This is a genomic window from Mycobacterium sp. NGS15, from assembly GCF_059813245.1.
Window position 1 is genome coordinate 602130 of the sequence record NZ_JCALEF010000001.1, and the last position, 17205, is coordinate 619334.

Annotated in this window: 13 protein-coding genes and 1 pseudogene; 10 read left to right on the forward strand and 4 right to left on the reverse strand. The window is 63.6% G+C overall.

Annotation, left to right across the window (positions count from 1 at the left end; translation table 11 throughout):
- Nucleotides 1-146: 146 nt before the first annotated feature.
- Nucleotides 147-1658, forward strand: a complete 1512-nt coding sequence (locus tag AC5Y5C_RS02860) for an aldehyde dehydrogenase family protein (protein ID WP_499968819.1) — start codon at nt 147-149, stop codon at nt 1656-1658.
- A gap of 151 nt (nt 1659-1809) precedes the next feature.
- Complete coding sequence (locus tag AC5Y5C_RS02865) at nt 1810-2916, forward strand: NDMA-dependent alcohol dehydrogenase (protein WP_499968821.1); 1107 nt, start codon at nt 1810-1812, stop codon at nt 2914-2916.
- A 67-nt stretch (nt 2917-2983) separates the two neighbouring features.
- Here the strand turns inward: AC5Y5C_RS02865 and AC5Y5C_RS02870 are convergent, their stop codons facing one another.
- Entirely contained in the window at nt 2984-3742 is a 759-nt protein-coding gene (locus tag AC5Y5C_RS02870) for an IclR family transcriptional regulator (protein WP_499968823.1), read from the reverse strand.
- Between the two features lie 154 nt (nt 3743-3896).
- Between AC5Y5C_RS02870 and AC5Y5C_RS02875 the strand changes: the two genes are divergently transcribed.
- From AC5Y5C_RS02875 to AC5Y5C_RS02895, 5 genes and pseudogenes are all read left to right on the forward strand, one after another.
- A complete protein-coding gene (locus AC5Y5C_RS02875) occupies nt 3897-4385 on the forward strand; it encodes a MaoC family dehydratase (RefSeq protein WP_499968825.1) in 489 nt (162 codons plus the stop codon).
- Nucleotides 4385-5203, forward strand: a pseudogene (locus AC5Y5C_RS02880) (HpcH/HpaI aldolase/citrate lyase family protein); the annotation flags it as partial. The gene AC5Y5C_RS02875 and the pseudogene AC5Y5C_RS02880, both read left to right, overlap by 1 nt.
- A gap of 86 nt (nt 5204-5289) precedes the next feature.
- A complete protein-coding gene (locus AC5Y5C_RS02885) occupies nt 5290-6930 on the forward strand; it encodes an AMP-binding protein (protein WP_499968826.1) in 1641 nt (546 codons plus the stop codon).
- Nucleotides 6920-8803 (forward strand): acetoacetate--CoA ligase, encoded by a 1884-nt coding sequence (locus AC5Y5C_RS02890; protein ID WP_499968828.1) that lies wholly within the window; start codon nt 6920-6922, stop codon nt 8801-8803. The genes AC5Y5C_RS02885 and AC5Y5C_RS02890 overlap by 11 nt, the downstream gene beginning before the upstream one ends.
- Nucleotides 8804-8923: 120 nt before the next feature.
- On the forward strand, nt 8924-9319 hold the full coding sequence (locus AC5Y5C_RS02895) for a hypothetical protein (RefSeq protein ID WP_499968829.1): 396 nt from the start codon (nt 8924-8926) through the stop codon (nt 9317-9319).
- Here the strand turns inward: AC5Y5C_RS02895 and AC5Y5C_RS02900 are convergent.
- Nucleotides 9316-10512 carry a DNA polymerase domain-containing protein gene (locus AC5Y5C_RS02900; RefSeq protein WP_499969321.1) on the reverse strand — a complete coding sequence of 399 codons (1197 nt, stop codon included), beginning with the start codon at nt 10510-10512 and terminating at the stop codon, nt 9316-9318. The two genes, AC5Y5C_RS02895 and AC5Y5C_RS02900, sit on opposite strands and share 4 nt — an antisense overlap.
- Before the next feature lie 121 nt (nt 10513-10633).
- Here AC5Y5C_RS02900 and fadD2 point away from each other — a divergent pair, with 121 nt between their 5' ends.
- Genes fadD2 through AC5Y5C_RS02915 form a run of 3 tightly spaced genes read left to right on the forward strand, consistent with a single transcriptional unit; the run spans nt 10634 to nt 14061 of the window.
- The gene (gene fadD2 / locus AC5Y5C_RS02905) at nt 10634-12304 is read left to right on the forward strand and encodes a long-chain-fatty-acid--CoA ligase FadD2 (protein WP_499968831.1); all 1671 of its coding nucleotides are present in this window, start codon (nt 10634-10636) and stop codon (nt 12302-12304) included.
- A 3-nt stretch (nt 12305-12307) separates the two neighbouring features.
- The gene (locus AC5Y5C_RS02910; RefSeq protein WP_499968833.1) at nt 12308-13567 is read left to right on the forward strand and encodes a saccharopine dehydrogenase family protein; all 1260 of its coding nucleotides are present in this window, start codon (nt 12308-12310) and stop codon (nt 13565-13567) included.
- A 29-nt stretch (nt 13568-13596) separates the two neighbouring features.
- Nucleotides 13597-14061: an SRPBCC family protein gene (locus tag AC5Y5C_RS02915; protein ID WP_499968835.1), complete on the forward strand. Its 465-nt coding sequence runs from the start codon at nt 13597-13599 to the stop codon at nt 14059-14061.
- 27 nt (nt 14062-14088) lie between these two features.
- Here AC5Y5C_RS02915 and AC5Y5C_RS02920 read toward each other — a convergent pair whose 3' ends face one another.
- Complete coding sequence (locus AC5Y5C_RS02920; protein ID WP_499968836.1) at nt 14089-15030, reverse strand: alpha/beta fold hydrolase; 942 nt, start codon at nt 15028-15030, stop codon at nt 14089-14091.
- On the reverse strand, nt 15020-17203 hold the full coding sequence (locus tag AC5Y5C_RS02925) for an acyl-CoA dehydrogenase family protein (protein ID WP_499968838.1): 2184 nt from the start codon (nt 17201-17203) through the stop codon (nt 15020-15022). The genes AC5Y5C_RS02920 and AC5Y5C_RS02925 overlap by 11 nt, the downstream gene beginning before the upstream one ends.
- Nucleotides 17204-17205 lie beyond the last annotated feature (2 nt).

Below are 17205 nucleotides of genomic sequence, written 5' to 3' on the forward strand. Positions count from 1 at the left end.
GCTGAATTGATTGAAAGGCTTTGGATAACAATATAATTCGTGAAATGCGCGGCCGCTGTCCGTGCAAACGATGAGCTTCAGTAGAAGCTGGATTTCTCATACCTAGAAGCAAACCCATACTAGAAAACGGAACAGGTGGCGCACCGATGCCCTACACAACTCATTACCGGATGTATATCAACGGCGAGTGGGTGGACTCGCCGTCTGTGGTCGAAATCCATTCGCCCACAGATGGGTCGCTGGTCGCCACGGTTGCCGAAGGCGATGCGGATGCGGTAGACCGGGCAGTCGCCGCGGCAAGTGCGGCGCATAATTCGGGGATCTGGCGCGACCGGTCTCCTGCTGAGCGCGCGGCGGTCCTTGATGACATCGCGGACCGCCTGGAGGCGAGGGGAGACGAGCTCGTTGCGTTACAGGTCCGTGAGAACGGGGCGACGATACGTGCGGCGGCCTCGTTTTTGGTCGGCTATTCGATTGCTCATCTTCGCTATTTCGCCGACCTTGCGAGGAGGTTCCCGTTTGAGAAGCTCGGGGATCTCCTCGAATCTCCCACGCTGGCAGCGGGAATTGTTCGAAGTGAGCCGGTCGGCGTGTGTGGTGCGATTGTGCCGTGGAACTTTCCTTTGCTGATCGCAGTATGGAAGCTCGGACCAGCGTTGGCTGCGGGTAACACGATGGTTGTGAAACCCGATGAGCAGACGCCACTGACGTTGCTTGAGCTTGTTCGCGCTGCCGACGAGGCGGGGCTTCCGGCGGGCGTGCTGAATGTGGTGACTGGCCCGGGCGCCACCACGGGTGCTCGGCTGGCCGGGCACCCCGATGTTCGCAAGATCGCGTTCACCGGCTCGACCGAAGTGGGCAGGCAGGTGATGCGCGGGGCCGCCGACAACATCAAGAAGGTCACCCTCGAACTTGGCGGTAAGGGCGCCAACATCGTCTTAGACGACGCCGATATCGATCTCGCGGTCGATGGCGCGCTGTTCGCTTTCCTTCTGCTTAGCGGCCAGGTCTGTCTATCTGGGACGCGGCTGCTGCTTCCCGCCTCCATCCACGACGTCTTTGTGGAGAAATTGATCGCTCGTATTGCGACGATCACCATTGGTGATCCGATGAATACCGATACCGACATCGGCCCACTTGTATCGCTGAAGCAGAAGCAGCGAGTGGAGAAGTACATAGCGCTCGGCCAAGAAGAGGGCGCGACGATCGCCTACCAAGGGACAACACCGCAGGACCCCGCTTTGGCCAGTGGGCACTGGGTCGCCCCGGTGATTTTCACTGACGTTACTAACGACATGAGGATCGCTCGCGAGGAGATCTTCGGACCGGTCCTCGCAGTGATTCGGTACGAGGATGACGAGGACGCAGTGCGGATCGCGAACGACAGTGAATATGGGCTATCGGCGGGGGTATGGAGTGCCGATAACCAGCGAGCCCTGGCTTTGGCGCGTCGACTTGATGCGGGGACCATCTGGATCAATGACTGGCACATGCTGGACTGCCAGCACCCATTTGGGGGTTTTAAGCAGTCGGGTCTCGGACGTGAACTAGGCCCCGATGCTCTGCGTGAGTATCTCGAGCCGAAGTTGATACGTGTCGACATGACAAATGACAGGGCTAAGCGCGCGTTCTCACTGGTTGTGTCTGCCCCTGCCTGACCACCGAACCCAACCGACTACTCGACGCATCTTCGGACGACGAGCAGCAGTCGCTCGCATCGCTGTGTTGCTGGACCGGCGCTGTCGCCGGCGGAGACTGCTCGTTACCTCGAACCTCGTCGATAAATAAACCTTGAGAAGGAGAATACCGATGAAGACAACAGCGGCAGTACTTCTAGAAGCAGGCAAGCCTTTCGAGATCATGGAGCTCGACCTGGAGGGCCCCGGCGACGGAGAGGTCCTGATCAACTACACCGCTGCGGGACTGTGTCATTCAGACCTGCATCTCACTGAGGGAGACCTGCCTCCGCGCTACCCCATTATCGGCGGACACGAGGGTGCGGGCATCATCGAAGAAGTGGGGCCAGGCGTCACCAAGGTCCAACCCGGAGACCACGTGGTGTGCAGCTTCATCCCGACCTGCGGTCATTGCCGTTACTGTTCGACCGGCAGGCAGGGCCTGTGCGATATGGGCGCCACTATCCTGGAGGGCTGTATGCCCGACGGGACATTCCGATTCCGCAGCGGTGGAACCGATTTCGGTCAGATGTGCATGCTCGGGACCTTTGCTCAGAAGGCCACTATCTCACAATATTCAGTGGTTAAGATCGACGACTGGATTCCGCTGGAGACGGCGGTCCTCGTGGGGTGCGGTGTACCTACCGGATGGGGCAGTGCCACCTACGCCGGTGACGTGCGGCCAGGAGACATCACCGTGGTGTACGGGATCGGTGGGATCGGCATCAACGCCGTGCAAGGCGCTGCGCAGGCCGGAGCCAAGTACATCGTGGCCGTCGACCCGGTGCCGTTCAAACGTGACATGGCCTCCAAATTCGGTGCTACACATGCCTTCGCAACCGCAGACGAGGCCGCCGAGAAGCTCAATGAATTGTCTTGGGGGCAGGGCGCGGATCAGGCAATCATCACCGTCGGGGTGGTGGACGAAGAAGTTGTCACCGCCGCATTCAATGCGATCGGCAAGGGCGGCACCGTGGTGGTGACGGGGCTGGCAGACCCCGAGAAGCTGACGGTGCATGTGTCGGGGATGGAGCTGGTGCTGTTCGGAAAGACCATCAAGGGAACCCTTTTCGGCTCCGCTAATCCACAGTACGACATCGTGCGGCTGCTTCGGCTCTACAACGACGGCCAGCTGCAGCTTGACGAGCTGGTGACCACCAAATATTGCCTGGAAGACATCAATCAGGGTTACCAGGACCTGCGCGATGGCAAGAACATTCGTGGAGTGATCGTGCACTGATCTACCGTGTGGACGGCGGGTATGGCCTTGAACAGAGTCATCTGCCATCCGGCTTGACCAGCTCGTGCTAGCGGCGCACGGTGCGGCTCAGTCGATGCGCGTGCCGGAGGAGTAATTGTCCCAGCACTGGCTGGCGTTCGGCATTGAACCGAGACTCGATACCCGTCAACGTGAGCGCGCCGACGGGATTGTGGTTCGTATCGAACACCGAGGCGGCCATACCCCAGGACCCTTCAACTAGCTGACCGGGATTGACGGCCCAACCGCTCTGTCGGGTGGCGCCGATACGATCCCAGACGGCATCGGTGCGAAAGCCGTTGCCCCACTCCGACTGTAGGTCGGCTCTATCCAGATAGGCATGAATCGTCTCGTCGGGCAGATAGGCCAGGACGGCCATTCCCGACGAGACGACTCCGAGCGGAAAACGCGCGCCCTGGTACAACACATGTGACCGGATCGGGAAGTCGCCGTCCTCGCTCAGCAGCACGACGGTGTGATCACCGCGGCGCAGCGAGAAGAACGCGCTCTCACCGGTTTCCCGTGCCAGTGCCGTCACATCGGCGGCCGCCTTCTCCGTGATGTTGTATCGGGGAGTGGACGTGGCACCGAGCACGTAGATCTCTGGCCCCAGGAACCACTGACCGGAGCGGGTGTCTCTTTCTACAAACCCTTCGATAGCAAGCGATTCCAGCAGGCGGTGCGCGGTGGCCCGTGGAATGTCGGTACGGCGCGCGAGTTCTGTGGTGCTGACGCCGGTTCCGGTTACGGCAGAGATCGCGCGCAGCAGGGCCGCGGTGCGGCGTACCACGCTGGGGGCCTCGGTCACCCAGCCTACGATACGCGTCCGCTGAGTGGATATTTATACGTTCTCGTGTTCATCCGGTGGGAGCATTGGACGCCATCCTTGCCGTGCTGCATGGTTTTCGGCCATGGTGGGGGTGCGCCGGTAAGTGGACGCCCGGCTGGGCATGGAGGTGGTTGTGAGCGACAAACGGACCGTCGAGCAGCGCGGTCTATGGTTCGAGGAGTTCGAGACCGATGTGTTGTATCTGCACCGGCCCGGTCGGACGATTACCGAGGCCGACAACGTCCTGTTCACGACGTTGACCATGAACACCCAGGCACTGCACCTCGATGCGGCGTTCTCGGAGGCGTTGCCACCGTTCAATCAGCGCCTGGTGAATTCGATGTTCACGCTGTCGACATTGGTCGGGTTGTCGGTCGCACAACTGACCCAGGGCACCATCATCGGGAATCTGGGATTCTCCAACATCGCTTTTCCTAAACCGCTGTTCCACGGAGACACGCTCTACGCGGAGTCCGAGGTGATCGATAAGCGCGAGTCCAAGAGCCGCCCGGGAGAGGGCATCGTCACCTTTATGCACACCGGCAGGAACCAGCACGGTGACGTGGTGGCAACAGCGTCGCGAAACACCATGGTGCGCAAACGTGCTGAAGGACAGGGTTAATGACACTTACGAACAGGGGACCGGGCTGGCTCTTCTGTCCCGCCGACCGTCCCGAGCGTTTCGAAAAGGCTTCTGTTGCTGCAGATGTGGTGATTCTCGATCTTGAGGACGGGGTGGCGGCCACCGACCGCGCAGCCGCCCGCGATGCGTTGATCAATACCCCACTGGATCCCACTCGGACAGTGGTCCGTCTCAATCCGGCCGGCACCGCCGATCACCTACTGGACGTGGAAGCGATCGCGCGGACCGCGTACACCACGGTGATGCTGGCCAAGAGCGAGTACGCGGATCAGGTCATCGCGTTGGCGCCGCTGAATGTGGTGGTGCTCATCGAAACTCCGCTGGGGGCACTCAACGTCGTTGAGCTGGTGCGGCCAGAGAACGCCGTCGCGGCGATGTGGGGCGCGGAGGACCTGTTCGCCGCTACCGGGGGCACCGACAACCGCTGGCCCAATGGCAGCTACCGCGATGTGGCACAACATGTTCGTTCCCGAGCTCTCTTGGCGGCAAAGGCATGTGGCCGGTTGGCATTGGACTCGGTTTACCTCGATATCAAGGACCTCGACGGATTGCGTGCGGAGGCAGATGATGCCGTGGCCGTCGGGTTCGATGCCAAGGTGGCCATCCATCCCACCCAGGTGAACGTCATTCGGGAGGCATACAGGCCGACCGAGGAGCGGGCGCGGTGGGCGCGCGACGTGCTCGAGCTGGCAGGTCGGGAACGTGGTGTCTTCCAATTCGAAGGGGCGATGGTGGATGCGCCCGTGCTCAGACATGCTCAACGGATTGTCGAACTGAGCACCGGAATTCAGGGTGGTGGCCCAGACACGTCGTTAGAGTCGTGCTCGATCCGTCCCACTGATCCGTGGACGGAGCACAGCGCTGCAGGTGGTGAAGCGGCACGATGAAGTCCTATGACGCCGGGCCGTTGACGTCCCCGATCATCGAGGAGACCATCGGGGAGAACTTCGAGCGCGTAGTCGGCACCTATCCGGATATCGATGCCCTCGTCGATGTGGCCGGCGGGAGGAGGTGGACCTACCGTGAGCTCGACGCCGAGATCAACCGCGTTGCGCGCGGGCTCATGTCGTTGGGGATCGGCGCAGGGGACCGCGTCGGAATCTGGGCGCCGAACTGCGCCGAATGGGTGCTGGTGCAATACGCCACCGCGAAAGTCGGCGCGATTCTGGTCAACATCAATCCGGCCTACCGAACCCATGAGCTGGCCTATGCGCTCAATCGGTCAGGGATCCGTACGCTGATTTGTGCTACGGCATTCAAGTCCTCCGACTACGTGACGATGGTGGACCAGGTGCGCCCGGATGTCTCCACCTTGCTCGACGTGGTGTTCATCGGGACGGACGACTGGGCCGATCTAGTGACGGGAGCCGACCGTGTCCCCGAGGCCGCGCTGCGCGACCGGATGTCGCAGCTGTCCAACACCGATCCCATCAATATCCAATACACCTCGGGGACCACGGGTTATCCCAAGGGTGCGACGCTGTCGCACCGCAACGTACTCAACAATGGGTACTTCGTGGCCGAGTCGATTCACCTCGGGGCCGGAGATCGTTTGTGCATCCCGGTGCCCTTTTATCACTGCTTCGGAATGGTTCTGGGCAATCTCGGATGCACGACACACGGTGCCACCATCGTCATGCCGGCACCGGGGTTTGATCCCGCGCGCACTCTCGACGCCATCGAACACGAGCGTTGCGTCGGGGTGTACGGGGTGCCCACCATGTTCATTGCCATGCTCGCCGATCCTGATTTCGCAAAGCGCAACCTGTCCTGGTTGCGGACGGGAATTATGGCTGGTTCGGTGTGTCCCGTCGAGGTGATGAAGCGATGCGTCGACGAGATGAACATGGCCGAGATCACCATCGCGTACGGCATGACCGAGACCTCGCCCGTCTCTTGCCAGACGCTGTTCGATGACGACCTGGAACGCCGCACTGCGACTGTTGGGCGTGTGCATCCGCATGTCGAGGTCAAAGTCGTCGATCCCGGCACCGGAGAGACAGTGGAGCGCGGGCAATCCGGAGAGCTGTGTACCCGTGGTTACTCGGTGATGCTCGGCTACTGGAACGATGAAGAGCACACCCGCGAGGTGCTCGACACCGACGGTTGGATGCATACCGGTGACCTGGCGGTCATGCGAGACGATAGCTACTGCACCATCATTGGGCGGATCAAGGACATGGTGATACGCGGCGGCGAGAACATCTATCCGCGCGAGATCGAAGAGTTCCTACTCACCCATCCGGATATCGAGGACGTTCAGGTGGTCGGGGTTACCGACGAGAAGTACGGCGAGGAGCTGTGCGCGTGGCTCCGGATGCGGACGGGCCGTGCACCGCTCGACGCCGGCGCCATCCGCGCCTTCGCCTCGGGGCGCCTTGCGCACTACAAGATCCCGCGTTACGTGCACGTCGTCGACAGTTTCCCGATGACCGTGACGGGAAAGGTACGCAAAATCGACTTGCGGATACAGGCCATGGAACTTCTGGGATTACGAGAGCCGGGCCACGCACATGGGAAGTAGTACCTACGAACGATTCGTCGACCACATCGAGCGACGGTATGCGTTGTCAGTCCATGACTATGCGGATGTATGGCGCTGGTCTGTCGGCTCCGTTCCCCAGTTTTGGCGTGCGTTGTGGGAGTTCTTCGATGTTCCGGGACGTGGGTTACAAGACGGTGATGAGGGTGTGTTGGCCACTCCGGTAATGCCTGGGGCGCAATGGTTTCCGGGAACAGAGCTCAATTATGTGGATCCGATCCTGCGCCATGCGGATCAAGACGGGGCCGCCATCGTGGGTGTCAACGAGGCGGGGGAGCGTACCGAGATCGGCTGGCGCGAATTGCCCGGCCGCGTCGGCGCGGTGGCTGCTGCGCTGCGCCGTCTCGGCGTTAGCCGCGGTGACTGTGTGGCCGCGTATCTGCCGGATGTGCCCGATGCGATGGTGGCCTGTTTGGCCACCGCTGCGGTGGGCGCGATATGGGCGGGATGCGGGCAGGACTATGCCCCCGAGGGCGCGGCCGCACGGCTGGGGCAGCTCAATCCGAAGGTGCTCATCTCCGGTTCCGGGTACCGCTACAACGGCCGGTGGGTGGACAAGGGGCCCGACACCACCGAACTCCACCGTTTGTTGCCGGGCGACCCCGGGCTGATGCTCGAATTGCCGACGGGCAGTGCAGACCCGATCGTGGAGATGGTGCCATTCGATCATCCGATCTGGGTCTTGTTCAGCTCGGGAACCACCGGCAGACCCAAGGGCATCGTGCACGGCCACGGGGGCATGCTGCTGGAGCATCTCAAGGGTGTGGGGCTGCATTGCGATCTGGGGCGAAGTGACGTCTTCTTCTGGCAGACGGCGCTCTCCTGGATGATGTGGAACTTCCGGCTAAGCGGTCTTCTGGTCGGTGCCACCGTGGTCTGTTACAGCGGACACCCGTTGTATCCCAACGCGGATCGGCTGTGGGAGCTGCTGGAATCCGAGAAGGTGAGCTACTTCGGCACCAGTCCTGGACACTTACAGGCAGCCAAGAAGGCGAGGCTGGAGCCGTCGGCCGAGCACGACCTGAGTGCGCTGAAAACGTTGGGCAGCAGCGGTTCACCGCTTTCGGCCGATCTTTTCGACTGGGCGGGATCGTGTGTCGGCGTCGCTGTGTCCTCGCTCTCGGGTGGTACCGATGTTTGCACCGCATTCGCCGGCGGCACACCGGGGGTGCCCGCCCGGGCCGGCGAGTTGCCCGCGCGCTACCTGGGGGTGGATCTGCGCAGCTGGTCACCGGATCGCCGGTCTCTCATCGGGGAAGTGGGCGAGATGGTGATCCTGCAACCCATGCCGTGCATGCCGATCCGATTCTGGGGCGACCCCGACGGGTCACGGTACCGAGCTGCCTATTTCGATCATGAGTGGTCAGATGGTGGCCATCCCGGGGTCTGGCGGCACGGCGATTGGGTCACCGTCACCGATCGGGGATCGCTGGTCATTCATGGACGCAGCGATGCCACGTTGAACCGCAACGGAATCCGGATGGGCTCGGCGGATATCTACGAGGTCGTGGAATCAATGGACGAGATCGCCGAGGGATTCGTCCTCGGCGTCGACGGGCCCAACGCTGCCTACTGGATGCCGCTATTTGTCACCATGGCGGCGGGGCATGCCTTCGATACCGACCTGGGCGCGCGGATCGCGCGGGAGATCCGCGCCCGCTTGTCACCCCGCCATGTCCCCGACGAGGTGATCGAGGCTCCCGGAATTCCGCACACCCGCACCGGCAAGAAGCTCGAGGTGCCCATCGGCGGCGTGCTGGCCGGACGCGCGGATGTGTCCTTGGATCCGCGGTCGATCGATAATCCGGATCTTATCGACTGGTACCGCGAGCAGGGGCGCGGCCATCGCTGGTAGCCGGGGCATCTTGCGGGCGCCCGCGATGCCGCCTAGTATACCAATCGGTATACATCTGCCGATGGGTCGATTCTCTTGTACTACAGCGTCTTATCGGCGGAACTCAATGAGGAGGATTCCATGCCAGCACGAGCGGCCGACCGTTCACGTCCCCTGAAACTTCTCATCCTGGGGCGCACACTCGTCGCCTCGGGCAGCCTGCTGACGCCGAACTTGTTCGGGCGCGTTTTCCGGATGGAGGTCGCCGGAACGGCTGCAGTGCCCATGGGCCGTATGTTCGGCATTCGCAACGCGCTGCTGGCATTTGGATTGTCGCGCTTGGATGCGTTCACCGCCCCCCGCACATTCCTGAAGCTGAACATACTGACCGATGCGGTTGATGCGGCGGTGTTGGTCGCGGCCGGGCGCCGGGGCGAAATCGGAAGGTTCACTTCGATTGTCGGCACCGCAGTGGCACTATCCGCCGTCGCGGCGGGTGCTGCCTCGCTGGCCGCCCTACCGGCGCAATCGGGCTAGCCCCACGGCGAGTAGTTGGCGATCAGCTCTTCCTGTGGCGGGCGCTCCGCCTCCGGCACGTGTATCAGGTTGACCCGCACCCGGTACCACACCGAGCTCGGGCCACGCATGCCGTCTACGAGAACATCCTGCGGTTCAAGGAGTTTCGATACGTCGGGGTACTTGTCACGCCACTCGGCCAACGCGGCCTCGGCTTCCGGCTTGGTCTTCGTCCGCGCGATCTCGATGAGCGGCATCGTCGACCGCCGCCGTCCGTCGCGCGAAGCGCCCTTGGGCGCCTTTTCGGCTGGGCCGAGCTCTGCGGCCAATTCCAGCAGCTGGTCCAGCGTGCCGGTGGCGCCTTCCATGCCTTGCCACGGATCGCCGATATCGGCGAATCGTTCCCGCACCGTGGTCAGCGTGAATTCCGCGGGGCGGCAGCCTGCCACCTCGTCCCACCGCAGCGGCGTCGACACCCGGGCGTCCGGGACGGCACGCACCGAATAGGCGGAGGCCACCGTGCGATCCTTCGCGTTCTGGTTGAAATCGACGAACACCCCGTGGCGCTCCTCTTTCCACCATCGGCTGGTCGCGAGCTCCGGGGCGCGGCGCTCCACCTCACGGGCCACCGTCTCGGCGGCCAGCCGCAGCTCCCGGAAGGTCCGCCGTGGCGCGACGGGCGCATAGATGTGAAAACCCCGAGAGCCACTCGTCTTCGGCCAGGCTGTCAGCCCGTGATCCTCCAGGACCCCGCGGACGACAAACGCGACATCGAGGATCTGGCTCCATGGCACCCCCGGAACAGGATCGAGGTCGATGCGCAGCTCATCGGGGTGGTCCAGATCATCGGCGCGCACCGGGTGCGGATTGAGATCGACACAGCCCAGGTTGACCACCCAGGCCAGGGAGGCCGCGTCGGTGACGACGGCCTCGCGGGCGGAGGTCCCGCGCGCGTAGTGCAGCTCGGCTGAGGCGATCCAGTCCGGCCGTTTCTCCGGCACGCGTTTCTGGAACACCGCCTCCTGCGAGATGCCCTTGACGAATCGCTTCAGGATCATCGGCCGGTCACGTACTCCTCGCAGCGCCCCGTCGGCGACATCGAGGTAGTAGTGGACCAGGTCACCCTTGGTGACGGCCGCGGTGTTTTCCCCGCTGGGAAACATCACCTTGTCGGGGTGCGTGATGGTGACCTCACGCCCCGCGACCTGCAGCACGACCTCTGCCATGGCGCCATCGTAGGGCTGTAGACCGACTTTCTTGGAGGTACTTGGTGACGTGCCCCCGACCGACCGGTTGGCTGTGCCGCTGAGAGGGAGGTCACATAGGCTGTCGATCATGTCGATCACCGCCGAACGGCCGCTCTTCTCGAAACTTCAGACTCTTGCGAAGCGCGGTGGCGCTGAGCTGCATTATCTCCGCAAGGTCATCGAGGCGGGCATGCTCAAATTGGATCCGCCGAACGTGCTGGCGGGCATCGTCCGCGACTTCTACCGGTTCGGCGAGATCGGTGCCGTACCGGCGTTCGGCGCCCACCGCAGCCCGTCGCGCACCGCGATCATCGACGACGAGGGTTCGCTCACCTACGCAGAGCTGAACGACTCGGTGAACGCCCTGGCTCACGGCCTGAATCGTCTCGGTATCAAGGGCGGCGACGGGGTCGCGATCCTGGCGCGTAACCACCGTTGGTTCATCATCGCCAACTACGCAGCGCATCGCGCCGGCGCCCGCGTCATCCTGCTCAACACCGACTTCTCGGGACCGCAGACCAAGGAGGTCGCCGAGCGTGAAGGCGCCCGCGTCCTGATCTACGACGCCGAGTACGCCGAGTTTTTGGACGGGTACCGCCCCGAGCTGGGCCGGATCATGGCGCTGCCCACCAACCCCGAGAACCCGGACCAGCCGGCCTCCACCGACGAGACCATCGCGTCGGTGATCAAGCGCAACAGCACGACGCCGGCGCCGCGGCCGTCTAAATACTCGTCGTTGGTGATTCTGACCAGCGGCACCACCGGAACCCCGAAGGGTGCCCCGCGCAAGCTGGCGCTGACCTTGGCGCCTGTCGGCGGCATGTTCTCGCATGTGCCGTTCCGTTCGGGGGAGGTGACGTCCGTGCCCGCCCCGATGTTCCATGCGCTGGGCTATCTACATCAGAGCCTGGCGCTGACGCTGGGTTGCACGCTGATCTTGCATCGGAAGTTCAAGCCCGAGAACGTGCTTGCCGATATCGAGAAGTTCAAGGTGACCGCCATCGTGGTGGTGCCGGTAATGCTCAATCGCCTACTCAACGCCCTCGATGAGACGGAGAGCAAGCTCGACTTGTCCTCGCTGCGCATCGTTTTCGTGTCCGGGTCGCAACTCGGTGGCGAGCTCGCGGCGCGGGCTCTGGACACGCTGGGACCGGTGATCTACAACCTGTATGGCTCGACCGAAGTCGCCTTCGCCACCATCGCGCGGCCCCAGGATCTCGCCATCAACCCGTCCACGGTGGGCCCGGTCGTCAAGGGTGCGACCGTGAAAATCCTTGACGACGAAGGAAAGCCAGTATCGCCAGGCACCGTCGGCCGGATCTTCGTCAGCAACGCGATCCCGTTCGACGGCTACACCGGTGGTGGGCACAAGCAGATCATCGACGGTCTGATGTCCAGCGGCGACGTCGGCTACTTCGACGAGCACGGGCTGCTGTATGTGTCCGGACGCGATGACGAGATGATCGTTTCGGGCGGCGAGAACGTCTTCCCCGCCGAGGTCGAAGACCTCATCAGTGGGCACCCGGATGTCATCGAGGCCACCGCGCTCGGTGTCGACGACGCGGATTGGGGAGCACGGTTGCGGGCGTTCGTGGTTCGTCACCCCGAATCGACGGTGGACGCCGACAGCATCCGTGCGTACGTGCGCGACAACCTGGCGCGCTACAAAGTGCCGCGTGACGTCGTGTTCCTGGATATCCTGCCGCGCAACCCTTCCGGCAAGATCCTCAAGCGCCAACTGCGCGACCTGGAGGTGTAACGCATGTCTCGGGAACACGACCGTGCCTATGACGTGGTCCTTTACGGGGCGACGGGATATGTGGGGAAGCTGACCGCGCTCTACCTGGCGGGCCGAGTTGAAGCCACCGGGGCGCGCATCGCACTGGCGGGACGCAACACCGAAAAGCTTGCCGCCGTGCGTGATGGGTGTGGTCCGGCGGCGCGAGATTGGCCGTTGATCGAGGCTGACGCCACGCGCCCGGCGACGCTGGCGGCGATGGCCGCTTCTACCCAGGTGGTTATTACCACCGTCGGGCCGTACACGAAGTATGGGCTGCCGTTGGTGGCCGCGTGCGCTGAGGCGGGAACCGACTATGCGGATCTGACCGGTGAGGTCAACTTTGTCCGGGAGAGCATCGACGTGTACGGCAAGCAGGCCGCTGACACCGGTGCCAGGATTGTGCATTGCTGTGGATTTGATTCCATCCCCTCGGATCTGAGCGTGTATGCGTTGTACCGGCGGGCTCAGGAAGACGGCACCGGCGAGCTGCTCGAGACGACCTATGTGCTGAGTAAGTTCCGTGGTGGTGTCAGCGGTGGTACGGCGGCGTCGATGGTCGAGGTGATGGAGGCCAGCGCCGAGGATCCGGAGGTGCGTCGCAACTCTCAGGATCCGTACTCGCTGAGCCCGGATCGCCCGGCCGAGCCGGAGGTGGGGCGTCAGCGTGAGTTTCAGACGCTCCGTGGCGAATCTGTGGCGCCGGAGTTGGCGGGTAAATGGCTGGGGGCCTTCTTCATGGGGCCGGTCAACACCCGGGTTGTGCGACGTAGCAACGCATTACTGGACTGGGGTTATGGAACCCGTATGCGTTATCGCGAGGTGATGAGTCTGGGAAGCTCGGTGGTTGCGCCGATCGCCGCGGCCGCGGTCACGGGTTTCCTGACAGCGGGTTTCGGTCTGGGGACGCGGGTGCCTATGCCGAAATTCGTTGCCCAGCGCCTGCTGCCCAAGCCGGGTTCGGGCCCCAGTGAGCGCACCCGGAACAAGGGCCATTACCGGGTCGAGACCTACACCACCACAACCGAGGGTGTGCGTTATCGGGCGGTCATCGCGCAGGAAGGCGATCCCGGTTACAAGGCGACCGCGGTGCTGCTGGGCGAGAGTGGCTTGACCCTGGCACTTGACCGCAGCGAATTACCAGACCGGCTAGGGGTTTTGACGCCCGCGGCCGCCATGGGTGACCCGCTGCTGAAACGGCTGCGGGTGGCCCAGGGCGTGACCGTCGAAGTCGAACGCCTCTAGTAACCACCGCTAAACGAAGGAGTGGGTGTATGTCCGTATCAGTGGTAGAGGCAGGACCTCAGCAGATCAGTCGCTCAGTCGAGGTGTCTGCCCCGGCGACGGAATTGTTCGGCATCGTCGCAGACCCGCGGCGTCACCACGAACTCGACGGATCGGGCACTGTCGGCGAAAACATCCGCACGCCTGACCATCTCGAGGTGGGCTCGCGCTTTTCCACCGGAATGCGGATGTTCGGGCTTCCTTACCGCATCACCAGCACCGTCACGGCACTCGAACCCGACAGGGTCGTCGAATGGCGGCATCCTCTGGGCCACCGGTGGCGCTGGGAGTTTGACGCACTATCGCCGACCAGCACACGTGTCACCGAGACATTCGACTTCCGCAATGCCGGCCCGGTACAAAACCTGTTGAACTACAAGCTGGCCGGTTTTATCAAGGGAAACACCCGAGGGATCGAGGCCACGCTGACCCGACTTCACAGTCGGTACAGCTAGCCGACAACGGGCCTACCGGGGCGCCGATTACCCGGCAGACTCCTTGGCAACTCGGGTGGCCGGCTTGTGATCCATCGCCTCCAGCACCGTCACGATCTCGTTGACGACCTCGCTGGCGCGTTCGTTGGGCAGCATGTGGCCCGAACCTGGGTAGGTACGCAGTTCGTTGGTTTGCAGGGCCGCGGCGATGATGCGTGAATCGCCTGCTGGAGTGAGGAAGTCGCGCGCACCTGCCAGTACTGCGGCGGGCTTGCCGCGGTAGGCGCTCAGGCCTTTGGTCAAGTCCTCGTGGAGCACCATGCTCTCGGCGGCATCCTTGTAGCTCTGCGGGGACCCCGAACGGATCTGGTCCCAGACTCGGCTTACGTCATAGGGACGTGGGTCGCGTCCAAACACCAGCGTCGAGATGATGGGGCGCATGAGGTAGCCCTGCTGGAGGAACCAGCCTTGCGCGACGACACCCAGGATCACCGCCTTGACTACCTCGAAAACCGGCGGGACGACCCGGAGCCGGTGCAGAAGCCTGCCCGCGGAGGTGGCCACGAATACCGCACCGGAAATCCGCTGGGCCACGAGTTCGGGATGATATTCACCGAGACCCATCATGGTCATGCCGCCCATGGAATGGCCGACGATCACGATCTGCCCCGTGGGAATCTCTGCGTTGATGAAATCGGCAGCATCCGTGGCCAGTTGGGGAACATTCACGGTGCCCCCGGGCGCTGGATCGGACTTGCCATGGCCCCGGTGGTCAAGCGCGATGACCCGTAGTTCGGGATTGCGCTCGTGTAGGGGACCCGCTACGTCATCCCAGGCCTCGCGATTCTGGGTCCAGCCGTGCAGGAATAGGACTGTCACAGGCGCTGCACGGTTCCCGGTATCGGAGAACCCGATTTGGGTGCCATCGGCGGCGGTGAAAAATCCCTCGTTCAGGCGCCAGCCGGTCTCGACAGCGGAATTACGGGTCACGCGGCAGTCCTAACAGTCGCTCGGCAATGATGTTGAGCTGCACCTCGGAGGTGCCGCCGTAGATGGTGGTGGCGCGGCTAGCTAGAAGATAGTCCGCCCAGCGGCCTTGCTCCTGCTCGGAATCGCCGATGGCGCCATCTTGTCCGAAATGGTTGACGACGAATTCGGCGTATCCCTGCCCCGTGCGCATGCCAAGGAGTTTGGAGACCGCTGCCGAGGGCATCGGGTCGCCACCGGCAAGGGTGAGCAGGGTCGAGCGCAGGTTCAGCAGCTTCACCCCGTGTCCTTCGGCGATGAGCTGTCCCGCCCGGTCGCGCGCGACCTCGCTGAGCTCGCTCTTGCCGACGAAGGCCACCAGGTCATCCAGGCTGGCCAGGAACGGCAGATCCGAGCTGCCGATCGAAACTCGTTCCGCCGTTAGCGTGTTGCGGCTGACCTCCCAGCCCCGGTCGACCTGGCCGACCACCAGCTCATCCGGCACGAAGACGTCGTCGATGAACACCTCGTTGAACAGCGCGCCGCCGGTCATCTCGCGCAGCGGCCGAACGGTGACGCCCTCGCTCTTCATGTCGATGAGGAAGTACGTGATGCCGTTGTGTTTGGGCGCGGCCGGATCCGTGCGGGCCAGGCAGGCGCCCCAGTCGGCGAACTGCGCCACCGAGGTCCAGATCTTCTGGCCGGTGAGGCGCCAGCCACCGTCCACCTTGACGGCCTTGGTCGACAGAGCCGCGAGGTCTGACCCGGCGCCGGGCTCGGAAAACAGCTGGCACCACATCATCTCGCCACGGAAGGTGGGAGGCAGGAACCGCTGCTTCTGTTCCTCGGTGCCGTACGCGACGATGGACGGCACGAGCCAGGTCGCGATGCCGAGCTGCGGCCGACGCACCTTTCCGGCGAGGAACTCCTGGGAGATGATCACCTGCTCGATGGGCGACGCGGCGCGTCCCCATGGCGTGGGCAGGTACGGCAAAACCCATCCGCCTTCGGCGATGGCCGCGTTGCGTTTTCCGGACGGAATCTCCTTGAGCGCGGCGACCTCGGCGCGAATCTCTTCGCGCAGTGCCTCTGTTTCCGGGGCCAAGTCGATATCCACCTTGCGCAGGCCGTGCTCGACGGCGGTGCGCACCACGGTCGCCGGTGCACTGCCGGAACGGCCCAGGGCGGCAATGAGACCCAGCGCTCTGCGGTAGTAGATGTGGGCATCGTGTTCCCAGGTGTAGCCGATACCTCCGTGCACCTGAATGCAGTCCTGCGCGCACTGTTGGGCGGCCGCCGGTGCCAGCGTGGCGGCGGCGGAGGCCGCGAACTCCACCACGCCGGCGTTCTCGTCGGCGTCGTCGAGGGCGCGCGCGGCATCCCATACGGCCGCGGTGGCGCGCTCGGTGACGGCGGCCATGGTGGCGCACTTGTGCTTGATGCCCTGGAACTGTCCGATGGGACGGCCGAATTGCTCACGCACCTTGGCGTATTCGGATGCGATATCGGTGGCCCAGCGCGCGACGCCGACGGCCTCGGCCGAGATGATCGTGGCGATGATGCTGGTGGCGCGGGCATCGGTGAGGTTGGATAGCACGCGGTCGGCGGGAACCTGCGCCCCGGTCGCCGTCACATGCGCGACCGGCCGGAGCCGGTCCACACTCTGCTGCGGGGCGAGGCTGACGTCGTCGGCGCTCAGAACCACCCATACCCGATCGGCGCCGACAGAAACGGGCACCACCACATAGGCCGCAGACGCGGCCGACAGCACTGAACGAGCCTGCCCATCCACGGTAAGGCCCCCACCGGAAGTCGTTCCGGTGAACGACGATGCGGAGGAGAAGGTGGCGATGGACGCACCCGAGGCGAGATCGTTGAGCAGCGGATGGTCGGGATCATGGGCGCTGATGAGCGCGCTCGCGATCACCGACGGGACGAACGGTCCGGGCACGGCTCCCCGTCCGAACTCGGCCACCACGATCGCGAGCTCCAGTGCGCCAAATCCCTGGCCGCCAACAGATTCGGCGAGATGCACGGAGGTAAGACCCTGGTCGGCAGCAGCCTTCCAGAACGGCGGAGGCCACGGCAATGGCGTCTCGAGGGTCTCGTGGAGCAGCTCGGAGGGCACCACACGTTCGACGAACGCATGCGCCGAATCCGCAAGTGCTACATGCTCACTGTTGATGGCGATAGGCATTG

Coding starts and splice junctions, on each gene's coding strand:
- AC5Y5C_RS02910 (WP_499968833.1), top strand. CDS start 12,308: ATGTCTCGGGAACACGACCGTGCCTATGACGTGGTCCTTTACGGGGCG.
- AC5Y5C_RS02895 (WP_499968829.1), top strand. CDS start 8,924: ATGCCAGCACGAGCGGCCGACCGTTCACGTCCCCTGAAACTTCTCATC.
- AC5Y5C_RS02860 (WP_499968819.1), top strand. CDS start 147: ATGCCCTACACAACTCATTACCGGATGTATATCAACGGCGAGTGGGTG.
- AC5Y5C_RS02885 (WP_499968826.1), top strand. CDS start 5,290: ATGAAGTCCTATGACGCCGGGCCGTTGACGTCCCCGATCATCGAGGAG.
- AC5Y5C_RS02925 (WP_499968838.1), bottom strand. CDS start 17,203: ATGCCTATCGCCATCAACAGTGAGCATGTAGCACTTGCGGATTCGGCG.
- AC5Y5C_RS02865 (WP_499968821.1), top strand. CDS start 1,810: ATGAAGACAACAGCGGCAGTACTTCTAGAAGCAGGCAAGCCTTTCGAG.
- AC5Y5C_RS02915 (WP_499968835.1), top strand. CDS start 13,597: ATGTCCGTATCAGTGGTAGAGGCAGGACCTCAGCAGATCAGTCGCTCA.
- fadD2 (WP_499968831.1), top strand. CDS start 10,634: ATGTCGATCACCGCCGAACGGCCGCTCTTCTCGAAACTTCAGACTCTT.
- AC5Y5C_RS02890 (WP_499968828.1), top strand. CDS start 6,920: ATGGGAAGTAGTACCTACGAACGATTCGTCGACCACATCGAGCGACGG.